This is a genomic window from Okeania sp. KiyG1, from assembly GCF_014132355.1.
Taxonomy (GTDB): Bacteria; Cyanobacteriota; Cyanobacteriia; order Cyanobacteriales; family Microcoleaceae; genus Okeania.
Window position 1 is genome coordinate 97,184 of record NZ_BLZO01000057.1, and the last position, 15,956, is coordinate 113,139.

Annotated in this window: 17 protein-coding genes and 1 pseudogene; 2 read left to right on the plus strand and 16 right to left on the minus strand. The window is 38.7% G+C overall.

Features of this window, described 5'->3' with window-relative positions; genetic code table 11:
- The first annotated feature begins 71 nt into the window (after positions 1–71).
- A complete protein-coding gene (locus tag SAGCYANO_RS10735) occupies positions 72–1,460 on the plus strand; it encodes an MFS transporter (RefSeq protein ID WP_202220070.1) in 1,389 nt (462 codons plus the stop codon).
- 1,596 nt (positions 1,461–3,056) lie between these two features.
- Here the strand turns inward: SAGCYANO_RS10735 and hemB are convergent.
- The 3 genes from hemB to SAGCYANO_RS10750 form a co-directional block, all read right to left on the minus strand.
- The gene (gene hemB / locus SAGCYANO_RS10740; RefSeq protein ID WP_202220088.1) at positions 3,057–4,061 is read right to left on the minus strand and encodes a porphobilinogen synthase; all 1,005 of its coding nucleotides are present in this window, start codon (positions 4,059–4,061) and stop codon (positions 3,057–3,059) included.
- Between the two features lie 1,092 nt (positions 4,062–5,153).
- Entirely contained in the window at positions 5,154–5,420 is a 267-nt protein-coding gene (locus SAGCYANO_RS10745) for a hypothetical protein (RefSeq protein WP_202220071.1), read from the minus strand.
- A 17-nt stretch (positions 5,421–5,437) separates the two neighbouring features.
- A complete protein-coding gene (locus tag SAGCYANO_RS10750) occupies positions 5,438–6,145 on the minus strand; it encodes an FAD-dependent oxidoreductase (RefSeq protein ID WP_202220072.1) in 708 nt (235 codons plus the stop codon).
- A 116-nt stretch (positions 6,146–6,261) separates the two neighbouring features.
- On the opposite strand from SAGCYANO_RS10750, the gene SAGCYANO_RS10755 reads away from it, so the two are divergent.
- Entirely contained in the window at positions 6,262–7,467 is a 1,206-nt protein-coding gene (locus SAGCYANO_RS10755) for an RNA-guided endonuclease TnpB family protein (protein ID WP_202220073.1), read from the plus strand.
- Here the strand turns inward: SAGCYANO_RS10755 and SAGCYANO_RS10760 are convergent.
- The 13 genes and pseudogenes from SAGCYANO_RS10760 to SAGCYANO_RS10815 form a co-directional block, all read right to left on the minus strand.
- Positions 7,371–8,006: an FAD-dependent oxidoreductase gene (locus SAGCYANO_RS10760; RefSeq protein ID WP_202220074.1), complete on the minus strand. Its 636-nt coding sequence runs from the start codon at positions 8,004–8,006 to the stop codon at positions 7,371–7,373. The two genes, SAGCYANO_RS10755 and SAGCYANO_RS10760, sit on opposite strands and share 97 nt — an antisense overlap.
- 283 nt (positions 8,007–8,289) lie before the next feature.
- Complete coding sequence (locus SAGCYANO_RS10765) at positions 8,290–10,539, minus strand: WD40 repeat domain-containing protein (RefSeq protein ID WP_202220075.1); 2,250 nt, start codon at positions 10,537–10,539, stop codon at positions 8,290–8,292.
- Positions 10,540–10,738: 199 nt separating this feature from the next.
- Positions 10,739–10,891, minus strand: coding sequence for a zinc ribbon domain-containing protein (locus SAGCYANO_RS49150; protein ID WP_202220076.1), 153 nt, complete (start codon positions 10,889–10,891; stop codon positions 10,739–10,741).
- 69 nt (positions 10,892–10,960) lie between these two features.
- A complete protein-coding gene (locus tag SAGCYANO_RS49155) occupies positions 10,961–11,248 on the minus strand; it encodes a transposase (protein WP_202220077.1) in 288 nt (95 codons plus the stop codon).
- Positions 11,232–11,864 carry a transposase gene (locus tag SAGCYANO_RS49160; protein ID WP_307785865.1) on the minus strand — a complete coding sequence of 211 codons (633 nt, stop codon included), beginning with the start codon at positions 11,862–11,864 and terminating at the stop codon, positions 11,232–11,234. The genes SAGCYANO_RS49155 and SAGCYANO_RS49160 overlap by 17 nt, the downstream gene beginning before the upstream one ends.
- Entirely contained in the window at positions 11,857–11,964 is a 108-nt protein-coding gene (locus SAGCYANO_RS49165; RefSeq protein ID WP_202220519.1) for a helix-turn-helix domain-containing protein, read from the minus strand. Before SAGCYANO_RS49165 ends, SAGCYANO_RS49160 begins: the two co-directional genes overlap by 8 nt.
- Before the next feature lie 516 nt (positions 11,965–12,480).
- The gene (locus SAGCYANO_RS10785) at positions 12,481–12,624 is read right to left on the minus strand and encodes a hypothetical protein (protein WP_202220078.1); all 144 of its coding nucleotides are present in this window, start codon (positions 12,622–12,624) and stop codon (positions 12,481–12,483) included.
- 80 nt (positions 12,625–12,704) lie between these two features.
- Positions 12,705–12,884, minus strand: a complete 180-nt coding sequence (locus tag SAGCYANO_RS10790) for a hypothetical protein (RefSeq protein WP_202220079.1) — start codon at positions 12,882–12,884, stop codon at positions 12,705–12,707.
- Positions 12,885–13,030: 146 nt separating this feature from the next.
- Positions 13,031–13,762 carry a metallophosphoesterase gene (locus tag SAGCYANO_RS10795; RefSeq protein WP_202220080.1) on the minus strand — a complete coding sequence of 244 codons (732 nt, stop codon included), beginning with the start codon at positions 13,760–13,762 and terminating at the stop codon, positions 13,031–13,033.
- A 455-nt stretch (positions 13,763–14,217) separates the two neighbouring features.
- Entirely contained in the window at positions 14,218–14,616 is a 399-nt protein-coding gene (locus tag SAGCYANO_RS47490; protein ID WP_202220089.1) for an L-histidine N(alpha)-methyltransferase, read from the minus strand.
- A 41-nt stretch (positions 14,617–14,657) separates the two neighbouring features.
- Positions 14,658–15,005: pseudogene (locus tag SAGCYANO_RS47495) on the minus strand (L-histidine N(alpha)-methyltransferase); the annotation flags it as partial.
- A gap of 21 nt (positions 15,006–15,026) precedes the next feature.
- Positions 15,027–15,185 (minus strand): hypothetical protein, encoded by a 159-nt coding sequence (locus tag SAGCYANO_RS10810; protein WP_202220081.1) that lies wholly within the window; start codon positions 15,183–15,185, stop codon positions 15,027–15,029.
- A gap of 312 nt (positions 15,186–15,497) precedes the next feature.
- On the minus strand, positions 15,498–15,956 hold a 459-nt coding region (locus SAGCYANO_RS10815), incomplete at its 5' end, for a metallophosphoesterase (RefSeq protein ID WP_202220082.1).

Genomic DNA, 15,956 nt, shown 5'->3' on the forward strand with positions numbered 1-15,956 from the left:
TCCTCTCGGTTTTAACCAGAGGTAATTATCCATTATCCATTGATGAAAATCTATATCTCCTTTAATAAAAAATGCAATTGTCTGATTCAGAGTTAAATACAGAAGAAAAACAACAAACACAACCAAAAGTAGATCCTATTTCAGCTACATCCTTAGCAGACATGGAACCCGAACGTGGACTTTTGCCAGTACTGAAAAATGGTAAATTTTTAATCCTCTGGAGTGGTCAAGTATTTTCCCAACTTGCAGATAAAGTTTACCTGGTACTGACGATCGCTATTATTGCTAATCAATTCCAAGCAGCAGACCAGACTATAAGTAGATGGGTATCGGCAATTATGATTGCTTTTACTATTCCTGCGGTGCTATTTGGAGCTGGAGCTGGTGTCTATGTGGATAGGTGGCCGAAAAAGATAGTATTGGTGGCCACAAATTTACTAAGAGGAGGATTAGTTTTGATTCTGCCACTGATATTGTGGCTGTCTAATGATTTTAATCTGGGCAATTTACCTTTGGGATTTTGCTTAATGTTGCTTTTGACTTTTCTAGTTTCTACCCTAACTCAATTTTTTGCCCCTGCTGAACAAGCAGTTATTCCTTTAATTGTGGAAAAGCGACATCTTCTTTCGGCTAATTCTTTATATACAACTACTATGATGGCTTCTGTAATTATTGGCTTTGCAGTGGGAGACCCATTATTAGAATTAGCTGATAGTTTAGTAAGCAAAATTGGTATAGGGGAAGCTATAGGTAAAGAGTTAGTTGTGGGAGGGAGTTACGCGATCGCTGGTTTATTACTAATTTTAATCAAGACTGGGGAACAGAAGGACTTAAGTGAAAAGGAACAACCTCATATTTTGGCAGACCTGGGGGATGGCCTAAATTACCTGAAAAATCATCTTCAAGTTCGTAACGCGATTATTCAACAAATCATTTTATTTTCTATTTTTGCAGCTTTGGCAGTTTTAGCTGTACGTCTGGCAGAGATTATTCCTGGTATGGAGGCTGAAGAATTTGGATTTTTATTAGCTGCTGCGGGTATAGGTATGGCTATAGGCGCTGGAATAGTCGGTCAACTTGGACATTGGTTATCCCATTTCCAACTCAGTCTCATTGGATCTATAGGAATGGCAATTTCTTTAGTTGGTTTGTCGATATTTAACCAACAGTTGTGGGTGAGTATGGGTTTGATTGGTCTTTTGGGAATGTTTGGTGCAATAGTGGGAGTGCCGATGCAAACTACTGTTCAAGCTGAAACACCTGAAGAAATGCGGGGTAAGGTATTTGGTCTCCAGAATAATGCGGTTAATATTGCTCTTAGTTTACCTTTGGCTTTAGCGGGAGTTGCAGAAACTTTTTTGGGTTTATCGACAGTTCTTCTTGGGTTGGCAGGGGTGGCAATATTAGCAGGTATATTTTTCAGTACCGTTCATAGCTCAACTAATCAAGGCCAGCATTGAGAGTCTTAACAATCAGCGAGCTAATAGACCTTAGTTGAATAGTTCATAAAAATATAGTCAAATACGAATCTTTGGTTGAGAATGTAGTAGAAGCTAAACAAATCCGGAATACTTTTTACCGGGAGCAGATTTTCATTTTGTTCTTTTAATTGTCTATTCTTACATTTAATTTTCGTCGGGGTTACTACCTAGGTTTTCCATTCCGGAATACTTTTTACCGGGAGCAGATTTTATAGGAGGGGTTACTACCTAGGTTTTCCATTCCGGAATACTTTTTACCGGGAGCAGATTTTCATTTTGTTCTTTTAATTGTCTATTCTTACATTTAATTTTAGTCGGGGTTGCCCCTAGCTTTTCCGTTCCGGAACACTTTTTTTTCGGAGCATACTTTAACTGTCTATTCTTACATTTAATTTTCGTCGGGGTTGTTCTCTAGTTTTTATGTTCCGGAATACTTTTTACCGGGAGCAGATTTTCATGAGCAGACTTTAACTGTCTATCAGTCATTTAATTTTCGTCGGGGTTGCCCCCTAGCTTTTCCATTCCGGAATACTTTTTACCGGGAGCAGACTTTAACTGTCTATTCTTACATTTAATTTTCGTCGGGGTTGGTCTGTAGTTTTTATGTTCCGGAATACTTTTTTTTCGGAGTATATTTTCAAAGATGTTCTTTTATATTGTCTATTCTTACATTTAATTTTCGTCGGGGTTGGTCTGTAGTTTTTATGTTCCGGAATACTTTTTTTTCGGAGTATATTTTCAAAGATGTTCTTTTATATTGTCTATTCTTACATTTAATTTTCGTCGGGGTTGCCCCTAGCTTTTCCGTTCCGGAATACTTTTTTTTCGGAGCAGACTTTAACTGTCTATTCTTACATTTAATTTTCGTCGGGGTTGGTCTGTAGTTTTTATGTTCCGGAATACTTTTTTCGGAGTATATTTTCAAAGATGTTCTTTTATATTGTCTATTCTTACATTTAATTTTCCTCGGGGTTGCCCCTAGCTTTTCCGTTCCGGAATACTTTTTTTTCGGAGCAGACTTTAACTGTCTATTCTTACATTTAATTTTCGTCGGGGTTGGTCTGTAGTTTTTATGTTCCGGAATACTTTTTTTTCGGAGTATATTTTCAAAGATGTTCTTTTATATTGTCTATTCTTACATTTAATTTTCCTCGGGGTTGCCCCTAGCTTTTCCGTTCCGGAATACTTTTTTTTCGGAGTATATTTTCAAAGATGTTCTTTTATATTGTCTATTCTTACATTTAATTTTCCTCGGGTTGCCCCTAGCTTTTCCGTTCCGGAATACTTTTTTTTCGGAGCAGACTTTAACTGTCTATTCTTACATTTAATTTTCGTCGGGGTTGGTCTGTAGTTTTTATGTTCCGGAATACTTTTTTTTCGGAGTATATTTTCAAAGATGTTCTTTTAATTGTCTATAAGAAACAGAAAGTCTCTAACAGTGATGCTAGGGAATCCCGCGCTGTCACGCAAGTGCAGCGTCGGGAGGATGTCAATCTTCCAAGATAATCATATTAATAACTTATAGCTGATAGCTGACGGCTGACTGCTGTTTGCGCAGCATTCCGAAGGAAATGCTTACTTTAAAATTAATGCAACTTCCTTAGCAAAATAAGTCAAAATTAAATCCGCACCAGCTCGTTTCATACTGGTTAAAGTTTCCAACATCACCTTTTTTTCATCTATCCAACCCTTCTGACCAGCAGCCTTAATCATGGCATATTCCCCACTAACGTTATAAGCAGCTACAGGTAGATTTGTTGTCTTTTTTACCTCACAAATAATATCTAAATAAGCGAGCGCTGGCTTGACCATCACCATATCTGCACCTTCGGCAATATCCAAAGCTACTTCTTTGATGGCCTCCCTAGCATTAGCAGGGTTCATTTGATAAGTCTTTTTGTCCCCAAATTTTGGCGCAGAATCTAAAGCATCGCGAAAGGGGCCATAATAAGCTGAGGCATATTTAGCAGAGTAGGCAAGTATTCCCACATCGAAGTATTCAGCAGCATCAAGAGCTTTGCGAATCGCTCCAATACGCCCATCCATCATATCTGAGGGAGCGACAATATCAGCACCTGCTTCGGCCTGGGATAGTGCTTGTTTGACCAAAACTTCTACAGTCGAGTCGTTGAGAATGACTCCATTTTCCCCCACAATACCGTCGTGACCTTCGCTGGAATAGGGGTCGAGGGCTACATCAGTAATAACGACAATATCTGGTATTGTTTGTTTAATCGCCTTTACAGTTCTTTGTATTAACCCGTCTGGGTTGTAGCTTTCGGTGCCAACATTGTCTTTTTTAGCTTCCTCAACTAGGGGGAATAAAGCGATCGCATTAATTCCTAAATTATAAGCATCCTCTATTTCTTTGAGCAGTAAATCTAGAGTATAGCGATAACTTCCTGGCATCGAAACAACCTCGACTTTTTGCCCTTCTCCTTCCATCACAAACAATGGATAAATTAAATCATTGACTGTCAACTGGGTTTCCTCAACCATACGTCGCAAAGCAGGAGTGCGACGGAGACGACGGGGGCGTTGTACAACTGGAGATGCTGTAGACTGATTTCCTTCTGTCATGGGTAGATAACTTGCTTGGTAATTACGACAATCATCATAAATCAGAAAATAACACCTAGTCAATGGAGATTTGGGACAATCTCCGTCCGGTCTCAAGTTAAGTACGATTGCTATAATTATTGCTCTGCTGATTAATGTCCAAAGTATTGATAAATAAAGGCTTTAGTCTTTATTAGCACGAAAAAAGTACCAGCTTTTCGATCGCTGAGAATCTACAAAAAGTCAGCATTTTCAGCAAAGAAGGGAGCTTTGTTGCATGAAAGTATATAACTGCCACACTTGCTTGTGCATATGTACTTCATAACGTGCGGAAACTGCTGTTACTATTGGACAATAGTTACATAAAAATTCTGAAACTTTTACCTGTAATAGCTTTGAGGTTTAATCAGTACCATCAAAGCATATAGCTGCCACACTTGCTGAGTATATGTACTTCATAACGTGCGGAAACTGCTGTTACTATTGGACAATAGTTACATAAAAATTCTGAAACTTTTACCTGTAATAGCTTTGAGGTTTAATCAGTACCATCAAAGCATATAGCTGCCACACTTGCTGAGTATATGTACTTCATAACGTGCGGAAACTGCTGTTACTATTGGACAATAGTTACATAAAAATTCTGAAACTTTTACCTGTAATAGCTTTGAGGTTTAATCAGTACCATCAAAGCATATAGCTGCCACACTTGCTGAGTATATGTACTTCATAACGTGCGGAAACTGCTGTTACTATTGGACAATAGTTACATAAAAATTCTGAAACTTTTACCTGTAATAGCTTTGAGGTTTAATCAGTAGTTCAATAACTATTGGACAATAGATGATATAGAACATCAATCTATAGAAAGAGAGCGATATAGCTGCGGAATGGATGTTAAGAACGCTACTTTCATGCAACAAAGCCAAAGAAGGGCGGAAAAATCAAGGGACAAATATATCCGACTACCTCCTCTTTACAGTTATCAGTTATCAGTTATTAGTTATCAGTAAAGAGTTTACAGTTAACAGCCTTTAGTTTTCAGTATTCAGTTAGTTTTTAGTTTTTGTTTCTAGTAACTGTTATAAATAACTATTAACTATTAACTATTAACTATATTTTTTGATAGACTACAGTTCTAAAGGAAACTTGATTAGTATTCGGATTATAAAAAGTATAGGTAGCATTTCCCGGCAAACTTCCCACATTACCTACCCCTATAACCTGACGTAGTTTTGTCAAAGTTTGAGTAGATGATGTTGTCTCAATAGCACCTACTTCAGCTCCCAACTTTGTCACTCCACTACTCACCGAACCATTTTCCAACTGATATTGAAAAGCTAAACCAGAGCGACCACAAAATAAAATTAAGATTAGCAATCTTCTTTAAAACCTTTCTAAACTGAATAGGCAGTGTAAATAGTTTGTAAGGCTCTTTGCACAATATCTTCATCTGAAAGTGCCGATAAAGCTAAAGCTGGGGGCCCCCCATTTAAAACCATAATGATAGGTTCTTTAATGTATGGATAAAGATTAAACCATTGGTTAAACTGCCCCCGAGGAAGATCGTTTTCTGGAGTTAATATCCAGGTAGTTGATAAATCCCAGAATGGCCGATCGAATAACAAATAAACTTTGTCTAAAGTCCCCATTCCGAGTCTATCGATAGCTCGCTGCTTATTTGTGGGCAATACAGGATTGAACTTGATATCTCCTCTTTTGAGTACACCAAGGGGGACTGTGACCAAAACCGCATCAAAAGATTGATTATTAATTTTCTCAAAACCCAGTGTTACCCCTTTTTGAGTTCTCGAAATTTCCTTAACCAGTGTATTCAATTTAATTTTGTAGTCACCCTTGAAAGCTTCCAAAATGCCTGCGTATCCATTTGGGAATATGACATCGGGACCATCATAGTCGTTCACAAATAGATAAGCCAACTGATTGATTTGATCTTCATTTGTTCCAGCCGTGTGCTGGATACTAACGACATTTTCCAACCATCTTGGGGCATCGCGGTCTCTAATTTTACGCCCACCACGTCCTCGAATAATGTAATCCTCTTTTTCCGTTTGGATAAGTCGCTGACCTAACCCCTCGGCCAAATCCACAAGGGGGTGATTAACTGTTGAATGAAAATTGTAAAAGCGTAGTTGCTATTATAAGAAAAGTGTTGTAATATTAAACAGGTACAGGACTTAAAATGAATTATAGCGGGTGAATGCGACTTGTTGACAGACATATTATTAACCGAACACATCAGTATTGGCGAGTGTGTGATGAGTTAGCCTTTAAATCAAAAAACTTGTACAACTTGGCTAACTATTATTGTCGTCAGCATTTTTTCAAGTGTGGAAAAAGTCTAGATTTAACTAAACTGTACCACACCACCAAAGATAGCGATGCCTATAGAGCATTACCAACTAAAGTATCAAAACAAATAATAAAATGCTTGGTTGCAACTTGGCGTGGTTATTTTCAGGCAATCACAGAATGGTCAAAACATCCAGAGAAGTTTTTAGGTAAACCAAAAATACCAAAGTATAAGGACAAAACCAAAGGTAGAAATGTAGTTATATATTCAAAGGAATCAGTCTATAGAGCAAGTCTAAAAGATGGTATTTGTCACTTATCAATGAGTGAGATCAAAATACCTGTAGTTGTGGAAACAGTAATCGAAGTCAGGATAGTACCTGCTACTAGCTGCTATATAATTGAAGTAGTGTATGAAAAAACGAATCAGCCACAAATACACTCAACATATGTAGCCGGAATTGACTTAGGAATTGACAGATTAGTTGCTCTATCTACAAACAAGCCTGGTGTTAAGCCTATGCTTGTTAACGGGAAGCCACTAAAAAGTGTTAATCAGCTTTACAACAAGCGTAAAGCCAAGTACCAAAGTTATCTCAAAGGGAACAGAAAAACCAGTCGTAAGATTGAAGCATTAAGTTATCATAGAAATCGTTTTGTGGAGAATTATCTGCATAACACCAGTAAATTAGTTGTCAATTATTTAGTGATTAATAATATTGGTACTGTAGTCATAGGAAAAAATGATAACTGGAAACAAAGTGCAAATATAGGCAAAAAAAACAACCAAAATTTCACCCAAATACCACATAATAAGTTAATCAAGCAAATTACTTATAAATGTCAGCTAGCAGGAATCAAGGTGATTGAAACAGAGGAAAGCTATACAAGCAAAACATCTGCCCTTGACCTTGAGAAACCAATTAAACATGAAACTTATGGGGGTAAACGAGTCAAACGTGGTTTATTCAGGAGTAGAACTGGTATAGTCATTAATGCCGATATCAATGGCAGTCTTCAAATAATTAGAAAGAAATTCCCAGGGGCATTTACTGCCGAGGGAATAGTGAGCTGCGCCGTACAGCCAGTATTGGTTAATCCAGTATCAAGATAAAAGCTGTCACGATTTTCTACAGTTTTTTTCGTACGGTTTCCATTTATCCCATGAATCCAACTAGCTCCCAGTTCCAATGGTACTCCCAGTCGGTCATCTGTCCATATCCGTCCCCCAATGCGATCGCGTGCTTCAAACACAGTAACTTCTCGACCATTTGTAGAAAGTTTATGTGCTGAAGCAAGGCCACTCATTCCCGCACCAATAATTGCAATCCTATCAGCACTACCTTGCAAAATTGAGTTAGCTGCCCGAAGCCCGGATTCGTAGGCAGCATGAACTGTACTGTTGTGCTTTGGAAAAGTAGCTTCACCAGCAAAAAATATCTTCTTGTCAATGGGCTGCTCCAGGGCACCAATGTCACTGCGCGAAGCTCCCTTTGGGATGTGTGAATATGAGCCATAAGTGTAGGGATCGCGACTCCAATTGGTTCGGATGTAGCCCAGAAGCTTTTGTTTTTTTGCCTGAAAACTTTGCCAGGGCAAGAAATTCAAAAGTAAGCCACTTGTAACTCCATGTAGTAATAATCGTCGATTCATTTTTAGCTAGATTTATCAAAAGATCATTAGTTACTTTAGCCTAAATTTGATAAACATTAAGTATAGTCAAAAAGTGTTTGGGGAAGGGTAGAGCGATCGCTTATCTGCTATAATTTTCCTTATTTAGATTCCACAAAATTGTCAATCTGTCGAACTACTGATTAGAGAGCTACAAAAAGTCAGCATTTTCAGCACAGAAGGGCGGAAAAATCAAGGGACAAATATATCCGACGACCTCCTCATTTTTTGGTGAAAAATTTAACCTTTTCTTCCACTAAATAAGCTAGCCATTTTTATAAGTTACGGTTCTAAAAGAAACTTCATTAGTATTAGGATTGTAAAGAGTATAGGTAGCATTCCTCGGCAAACTTCCCACATTACCTACCGTCAGTCCCGATCTAGAGAGAGTTCGGAGTTCCGCTCCAGTTGCCAAATCCCAGACTTTGATGGTGCCGTCTTCACTGCCAGAAACAATGGTCTTGCCATCGTTGCTGATACTGACGCTATAGACTGAGTCTTCATGTCCAGAGAGAGTGCGGAGTTCGGCTCCAGTTTCCAAATCCCAGATTTTGATGGTGTTGCCATAACTGCTAGAAACAATGGTCTTGCCATCGTTGGTGATACTGACGTTATTGACTCCGCTTTCATCTCCTGTGAGAGTGCGGAGTTCCTCTCCAGTTGCCAAATCCCAGACTTTGATGGTGCCGTCACTACTGCCAGAAACAATGGTCTTGCCATCATTGCTGATACTGACGCTCAAGATACTGATTCTAAACCCCGTATAGACTGTGCTTTCATTTCCAGAGAGAGTGTGGAGTTCCGCTCCAGTTGCCAAATTCCAGACTTTGATGGTGTTACTGCTAGAAACAATGGTCTTGCCATCGTTGCTGATACTGACGCTATTGACTCTGCGTTCATGTCCTGTGAGAGTGCGGAGTTCGGCTCCAGTTGACAAATCCCAGATTTTGATTATGCCGTCATAACCGCTAGAAACAATGGTCTTGCCATCGTTGCTGATACTGACGTTATTGACTGTGCTTTCATGTCCTGTGAGAGTGCGGAGTTCCGCTCCAGTTGCCAAATCCCAGATTTTGATGGTGTTGTCATTACTGCCAGAAACAATGGTCTTACCATCGTTGCTGATACTGACGTTATTGACTGTGCTTTCATGTCCTGTGAGAGTGCGGAGTTCCGCTCCAGTTGCCAAATCCCAGATTTTGATGGTCTCGTCATAACCGCCAGAAACAATAGTCTTGCCATCGTTGCTAATACTGACGCTATAGATTGGGCTATCATATCCAGGTAAAGTGCGGAGTTCGGCTCCAGTTGCCAAATCCCAGATTTTGGTTTTGTATTTACCGACAAAAAAAATGGTCTTGCCATCGTTGCTGATACTGACCCTTCCGCGTTCATCTTCAGTAAGAGTGTAGAGTTCGGCTCCAGTTGCCAAATCCCAGACTTTGATGATGTTGTCAAAATTGACAGAAACAATGGTCTTGCCATCATTGCTGATACTGACGCTTGTGACTGTGGTTTCATTTCCAGAGAGAGTGCGGAGTTCGGCTCCAGTTGTCAAATCCCAGACTTTGATGGTTTTGTCACCACTGCCAGAAACAATGGTCTTGCCATCGTTGCTGATACTGACGCTCATGACTCCGACCTCATGTCCAGAGAGAGTGCGGAGTTCGGCTCCAGTTGTCACATCCCAGACTTTGATGGTGTTACCAACGCCAGCAACAATGGTCTTGCCATCGTTGCTGATACTGACGGTCTGGATGGCATCAAGTGCATCATTAGGTCCAATAAGAGTGAGGAGTTCGGCCCCAGTTGCCACATCCCAGACTTTGATGGTGCCGTCTTCACTGCCAGAAACCATGGTCTTGCCATCGTTGCTGATACCGACGCTAAAGATTGCGCCATTATGTCCAAAGAAAGTGCCGAGTTCGTCTCCAGTTGCCAAATCCCAGACTTTGGTTTTGTCTTCACTGCCAGAAACAAAGGTCTTGGCATCATTATCCCAGACTTTGGTTTTTTCTTCACCGCCAACAACAATGGTCTTGGCATCATTGCTGATGCTGACGCTAAAGATTTGGCCATTAAATCCAGTGAGAGGGAAAGTGCGGAGTTTGTCTCCAGTTGCCAAATCCCAGATTGTGATGGTGTTGTTACGAATCCTGAAAACAATGGTCTTGCCATTGTTGTTGCTCATACTGACGCTTGAGACTAGGCCATAATCTCCCTGCGTATAGTTGCGCTGACTGCCTTCATAAATATTGCTTGTCAATTTTCTTTGATCCAATAGAGACATAGAAGCAATAGCTAAGGAATCTACTAGATTAAGTTTTGCTTTTTTTGTCTGATTCAAAGCCCATCCAGGACCCCCTAAAGTGATTAAGAATAAAACACCGAGAAATGTGGCTCCCAAAGGCAGATGCAGATAATCTCGCTTTTGTTGTTTTTCCCTATTAATTTTTTCTAACAATTTTCTAGTTTCACTATACTGGGGATGATGTAATCGGATATTAGTTTTCATAAGTGAAAATTGGCAATTTTTTCTAAATTTTTGTTAATTCTAATTTTAAGCTGTTACGACCAATCCCGAACTTCGTAGTTATAGCAAAGTGCAGGATTGTAATTTTTTGTAAAGTTAGCTTGATATATCTTTGACATCCTCCCCGGCCTAAAGGCGCGGGGATTCCTACCGAGCCGAAGCTCCTCGGTGGGTTGACGCTTCACAGGCTGCTGCTGCCAGATGCGGTAGTCTTACGCTTGCCTCCACGTCCGTTTAATGTCTCGGACTGCCCGCCCGCGACTAATATATTTATGGCTGCATTTTCGTCTCTATCATGTTTTGCACCGCAGTTTAGACACTCCCATTCTCGCACCTTCAAGGTCTAACTTTCCACCTTTGAATCCACAGCTAGAGCAAGTTTGAGATGTGGGTTCAAGGGCGACTAATTACTCTGAAATCGCGACCATATTTTTCTGCTTTTCCTTCTAGGAATGTTCTGAAAGTGTCTCCACCCTAAATCTGAAATTGCTCTGGATAATTTACGGTTTTTCACCATACCAGATACATTCAAATCTTCTAAAACAATTGTTTGGTTTTCACGAATTATTTCAGTGGATAATTTATGTAGAAAGTCTGTTCTTGTATCTTTCAGTTTGCCATGGAATTTAGCTACTCTAATCCGTGCTTTTTCATACCTTTTAGAGCCTTTAGTTTTATGAGATAATGACAAACTTTACCTTTCTTAATTTCTTAATTCGTTTCTTCAGTGGCTTAGGAGCATCAACCTTTGTACCATCACTAAATGTAGCAAAGGTTTTAATACCTAAATCTATACCTACTGAATTATCAGTTTGAGGTAAGATTTCTGGTTGTATTTCTACTACAAAACTCAAGAAATATCTATGTAGGGGCGAACGGCCGTTCGCCCCTACGTCTTTAATTACTGTTACTGATGATGGAGCAGCAGGTAACTCTCTTGACCATACAATTTTCAGCTTTCCTATCTTTGCTAAATAAACTTTATGTTGACCAACTTTAAACCCTCCCTTTGTAAATCTAGCAGTTGCGAGCGACTTTTTACTTTTAAATTTAGGAGGTTTAACAGGTTTACCTTTTCTCTGGCCTTGAGTTGATTTAAAAAAGTTTGTAGGGGCGAACGGCCGTTCGCCCCTACGGTTTAAATCATTCAAGGACTGCTGCAGTGGTATATTAGAAACCTCTGACAACCATTCTCTGCATTCAGTCTTTTTAGCTTGAGTAATAAAAAGCTTTTGTAGTTCAGAATTAGTGGGCTTATTTTCTCCCGATTTATACTTCTGTTGGCAACAAGCTAGACTATCATTCACTCGCCACACGGACACAGCCAAATAGCTTGGCTAATCGGTATTTTTGTCCCGGCGTTGGATATATACGGTACTTAAATCTAGCTTTCATAACTTGACGCATCAAACTAACAACATAATAACATATTTATTGAAAAAAATCAACCCGCAAGCAATAAAAAGTCGCCCTAGAAGGGCGAGGCTTGAGACCCATTTTTTCGGTCACCATTAATTTCATCATAAAAATTCGGTAAGTGGGAAACCACCGTCTTTTAAGCGGTGGATGGAAACGACTCGACGGGTTTTAACCCGTAGTCAAAAAAATGTGTTATTATTAATGAATAATTGAAAAAGTAGCCTCAATGGCCTTTTGGCCGGAGAGAGTAGTGGCAATTGACACCGTAAGCGTGGACTGCTGCTGTATACGTACTACGGTACGGTACTGGCAATGTGGTTGTTTTGCCTGAAGGCATACTTCGTAAACGAGCAATGTGAAAATCGTGGTTTTAACCCGATTTATAGCTCCTCTGAAGAATCCACGCGACTTTAGTCCGTGGAGTGTCAAGCATACAGTAAGACCATAAATATAAACTGGTCAAATATTCGTGAACTGGAGGGTAGAGAGAGAACCACGGATCAATCAAATTTGTCGCTCTAAATCTCTTTCGTCTAACTGCTGTAGGCGTTTTTCCACTAATTCTATACCAGATTCCTCAAAAAAATCTCGGTACAAATGGTTATCGCTGGCAACTAAATCTCTAGAGTTAGCACAAGTAGTAAACATGGGGATGTCGCCCTGCCACAAATCTCTCTGTTCGGCAGGAATGACTTTAGCCAGCTCTTGGATCCCCTGAGTGGAGTGAACTAGATTTCAACTTTGTAGCTCTTGGGTTTAGCTGTTTGAATCATACGGTTAAGCATGGCGCATTGTATGAACAACTCCACTGCCTGATTATCAAATTTTCGTCGTCGCAACTTACCTCCAAATATCACGAAGAAGTCTAAACATCGTGGCCTCAGATAGGGAACGTCGATGGTAGCCACTTTCACCCTTCCATTTTTTCCCCCCACAGATGCGAATCCGCATTTGGTATAATATCCAGCAAAAGTCAAGATATCATCGGCAAGAATAGTCTCAGGTGAAATGATAACTGATAACTGAAATTACAGTTCTGGAGGTAAGAGCAAGATTATGAATATGCCTCCCTAACTGTTCTAAATTTCACTTCATTAGTACCAGGATTATAAAGAGTATAGGTAGCATTTCCGGGCACACTTCCCACATTACCTACTCCTATAACCTGACGTAGTGTTGTCAAAGTTTGAGTAGATGATGTTGTCTCAATAGCACCCACTTCAGCTCCCAACTTTGTCACCCCACTACTCACCGAACCATTTTCTAACTGATATTTAAAAGCTAAACCAGACCGACCACAAAATAAGTTATTAACGCCAAAACGCATTAATCTATCTAACATTTGTATTGGTGGAGTATCGGGAGTCAATTTATCGCTTACCCCCAGAGTGCTGCCGTGAATTAATAAACAGTCAAGTTCAGAAAAACCAAAGGGCAAATTTCTCAACCATTCTACTGTTTCTCTATCCACATTATCCCATAATATTTTCACAGTATCTATGCCATATTCTGCTATTAATTCTGTCGGTTCAGCTGTGGTAGTTAATCCATGTAAAATCAAACATTGTTCTTCCCACCATCCCGTACAAATTTGGGGTTTAAGTTCGTTTTCTTTGGGATAACGTACTCGCTCTACTAATTTTTTGCAATCTATATTTAGCCCGACTATATCGCCTAAAATATATAAAGCTTCTACAGAATATTTCTGCCGTTTAATATCAGCAAGTACTGCTTCATAAGCTGTGATGTTTCCTTGGATTCCAGTTAAAATTGCCCAATAATTCATATAATTTTTTGCTTTTTTAGGTTAGATAAAGTGAGATTAATTAGGGTTTGCTGATTAAATCTAAAAGCATTGAATATAAATACTTTAGCATTTTTTGGGTCGAACAAAGCGCCTGGTATCACGTGTAAAACGCTCAAAAAGTTAGTATTTTAGGCGCATAGTTGGGCAAAAAAATCAAGGGATAATTCTTGCTTCTACCTCCTTGCTCATTCCCATTCCTCCTGTCTCTTGTCTCCTGTCTCCTACCCCTACCACTCATACTTTATTCAGCAAACCCTAATTAGTTTTCATCAGCCATAAAAAAATAATACCTGTTTCAAAAAATATTGCTTTGCTTGGTTATAAGTCAATACGGTTCAGATAAGATTCAAACTCCCATGGTATGAAACCATTAGAGTAGAACTTCAGATTACCGAAATGTAAAACAAAATTCTTAACTGAACCGTATCGTTATTCTAACTAACCCCTAAAACATGAATAACCATGCGTTGATTTTCATAAACAAAATAATCTATGGGTTTTAATCCTCCTTCTATAGCCAGATTTTGAAAATAATCCACTGGATATTTATAAGAACTCAAGAGATGAAATTTTGTGCCTTTCTTGATATTTATAGGAGTACCATCTAGAACAAAATTTTGTTCTGCAGTTGCTCTGACATTATGTTCTACACAATGAGTTTCAGCTACCCAATTAAATTCATAATTAAATGCAGTTGGATCGAAGCCAGAAACTGGTAAATCACGATTGATGAAAAATAAAATACTGAGTGTCAATTTTGCCATTCTTCCTTCATCATAAGCTTCTCTTAATGACGACTCATTTTGATTAGAATCAACACCAACAATTAGAATGCCATCTGGTTTTCATGCTTGTGAAATTCTTCGGAAAAACTTCAGGCAATTACTGGTAGAAAGATTACTAATTGTGCTGCCTTTAAAAAAACTACAGGTTTAGCAAAGTTTTGCACGAGTTCGACATTTTTAATAAAATCATCTTGCATTATTTGAACTGGTATTTCTGGTAACTCCCGTCCTAATATTTCTTGAGTTTGGTGCAGATAAGTTTCGCACACATCTACAGGAATATAACTTTGAAATTTTTCAACTGCTTTTAGAAAAGGTAAAGTTTTATTCTGGAAAGCTATATCTGTACCCGGACCAAATTCTATAATATTAGCTTCTTGTGGAACATAAGTAGCGATTTTTTCAGCTACATTATTAATTAATTGGATTTCTTCTTTGTAAAGATAGTAACCTAAATTTTAAGATATTAGTTCCATATAACATACTTCCCCATTGGCAGGATCGTTCTCAATATTTGGGTCAGGAGTGCTATACAAATAAGCAGCCATATTTTCTTCCTGTTGTCCTAAAAATAGGGATTTTGCATCGGAAAGGAATAAAGCGCTAAAGTCCATCATAATTTTTTCTGTTGAGATATACTAACGGCCAATACATTTGAGTTAAAACGAAAACTCATAAGATATCTAACCATTATATAGGCTTTTGAGACTACAAAACTGCCAAAAAAATCCTTAACTGAACCGTATTGGGTTATAAGTTTTAGGTAGTAGGTGGACTTTCATTAATGGATAATTGATAATTACCTCTGGTTAAAACCGTTACGGAATTGAATATAAGGAAATATTATTTCTTTTTTCCTTTAGAAGAGGAAGCTTTAAACCAGAAATATTCAATTATTAATTATTAATTATTAATTATTAATTATTTACTTATCTCTCACAAATATGAGTAGGGTCATCAGCTTTTTCAGCATATTCTAAACCCCTAGCCAAACGCCAAGCAAAAATTTCTGGCAACCCCTTATTAACTATAGCTTCACAAGTAAGTTGATAATTGTATGGAATCTCTCGAATATTTACTTCCCCTGTTTCATTGTCATAAATAACATAAGTAGCATTCGGTCTGCCATGACGAGGTTCTCCTACAGAACCAACATTAACAATTTTTTTCAGAGGAGCAATACAACTCTTTGACTCTAAATTTTCGCTCCCAAAACTACTAACTTTAACTAATAATTGACCAGCATCAAGAGTACGAACATAAGGCACATGAGTATGACCGCAAAACAATACATCAGCACCACTACTAATTACCCTTTCAACTGCTAAAAATCCATCTAAATCTGGCAATAAATATTCATGGTTACTATGAGGACTACCATGAACAAA

Bases quoted from the DNA above. Each gene is read 5' to 3' on its own strand.
- SAGCYANO_RS49165 (WP_202220519.1), bottom strand. From the start codon at position 11,964: ATGCGTCAAGTTATGAAAGCTAGATTTAAGTACCGTATATATCCAACG.
- SAGCYANO_RS10810 (WP_202220081.1), bottom strand. From the start codon at position 15,185: ATGATGGACTTTAGCGCTTTATTCCTTTCCGATGCAAAATCCCTATTT.
- SAGCYANO_RS10735 (WP_202220070.1), top strand. From the start codon at position 72: ATGCAATTGTCTGATTCAGAGTTAAATACAGAAGAAAAACAACAAACA.
- SAGCYANO_RS10760 (WP_202220074.1), bottom strand. From the start codon at position 8,006: ATGAATCGACGATTATTACTACATGGAGTTACAAGTGGCTTACTTTTG.
- SAGCYANO_RS10755 (WP_202220073.1), top strand. From the start codon at position 6,262: ATGCGACTTGTTGACAGACATATTATTAACCGAACACATCAGTATTGG.
- SAGCYANO_RS10785 (WP_202220078.1), bottom strand. From the start codon at position 12,624: ATGTTTACTACTTGTGCTAACTCTAGAGATTTAGTTGCCAGCGATAAC.
- SAGCYANO_RS10795 (WP_202220080.1), bottom strand. From the start codon at position 13,762: ATGAATTATTGGGCAATTTTAACTGGAATCCAAGGAAACATCACAGCT.
- hemB (WP_202220088.1), bottom strand. From the start codon at position 4,061: ATGACAGAAGGAAATCAGTCTACAGCATCTCCAGTTGTACAACGCCCC.
- SAGCYANO_RS10765 (WP_202220075.1), bottom strand. From the start codon at position 10,539: ATGAAAACTAATATCCGATTACATCATCCCCAGTATAGTGAAACTAGA.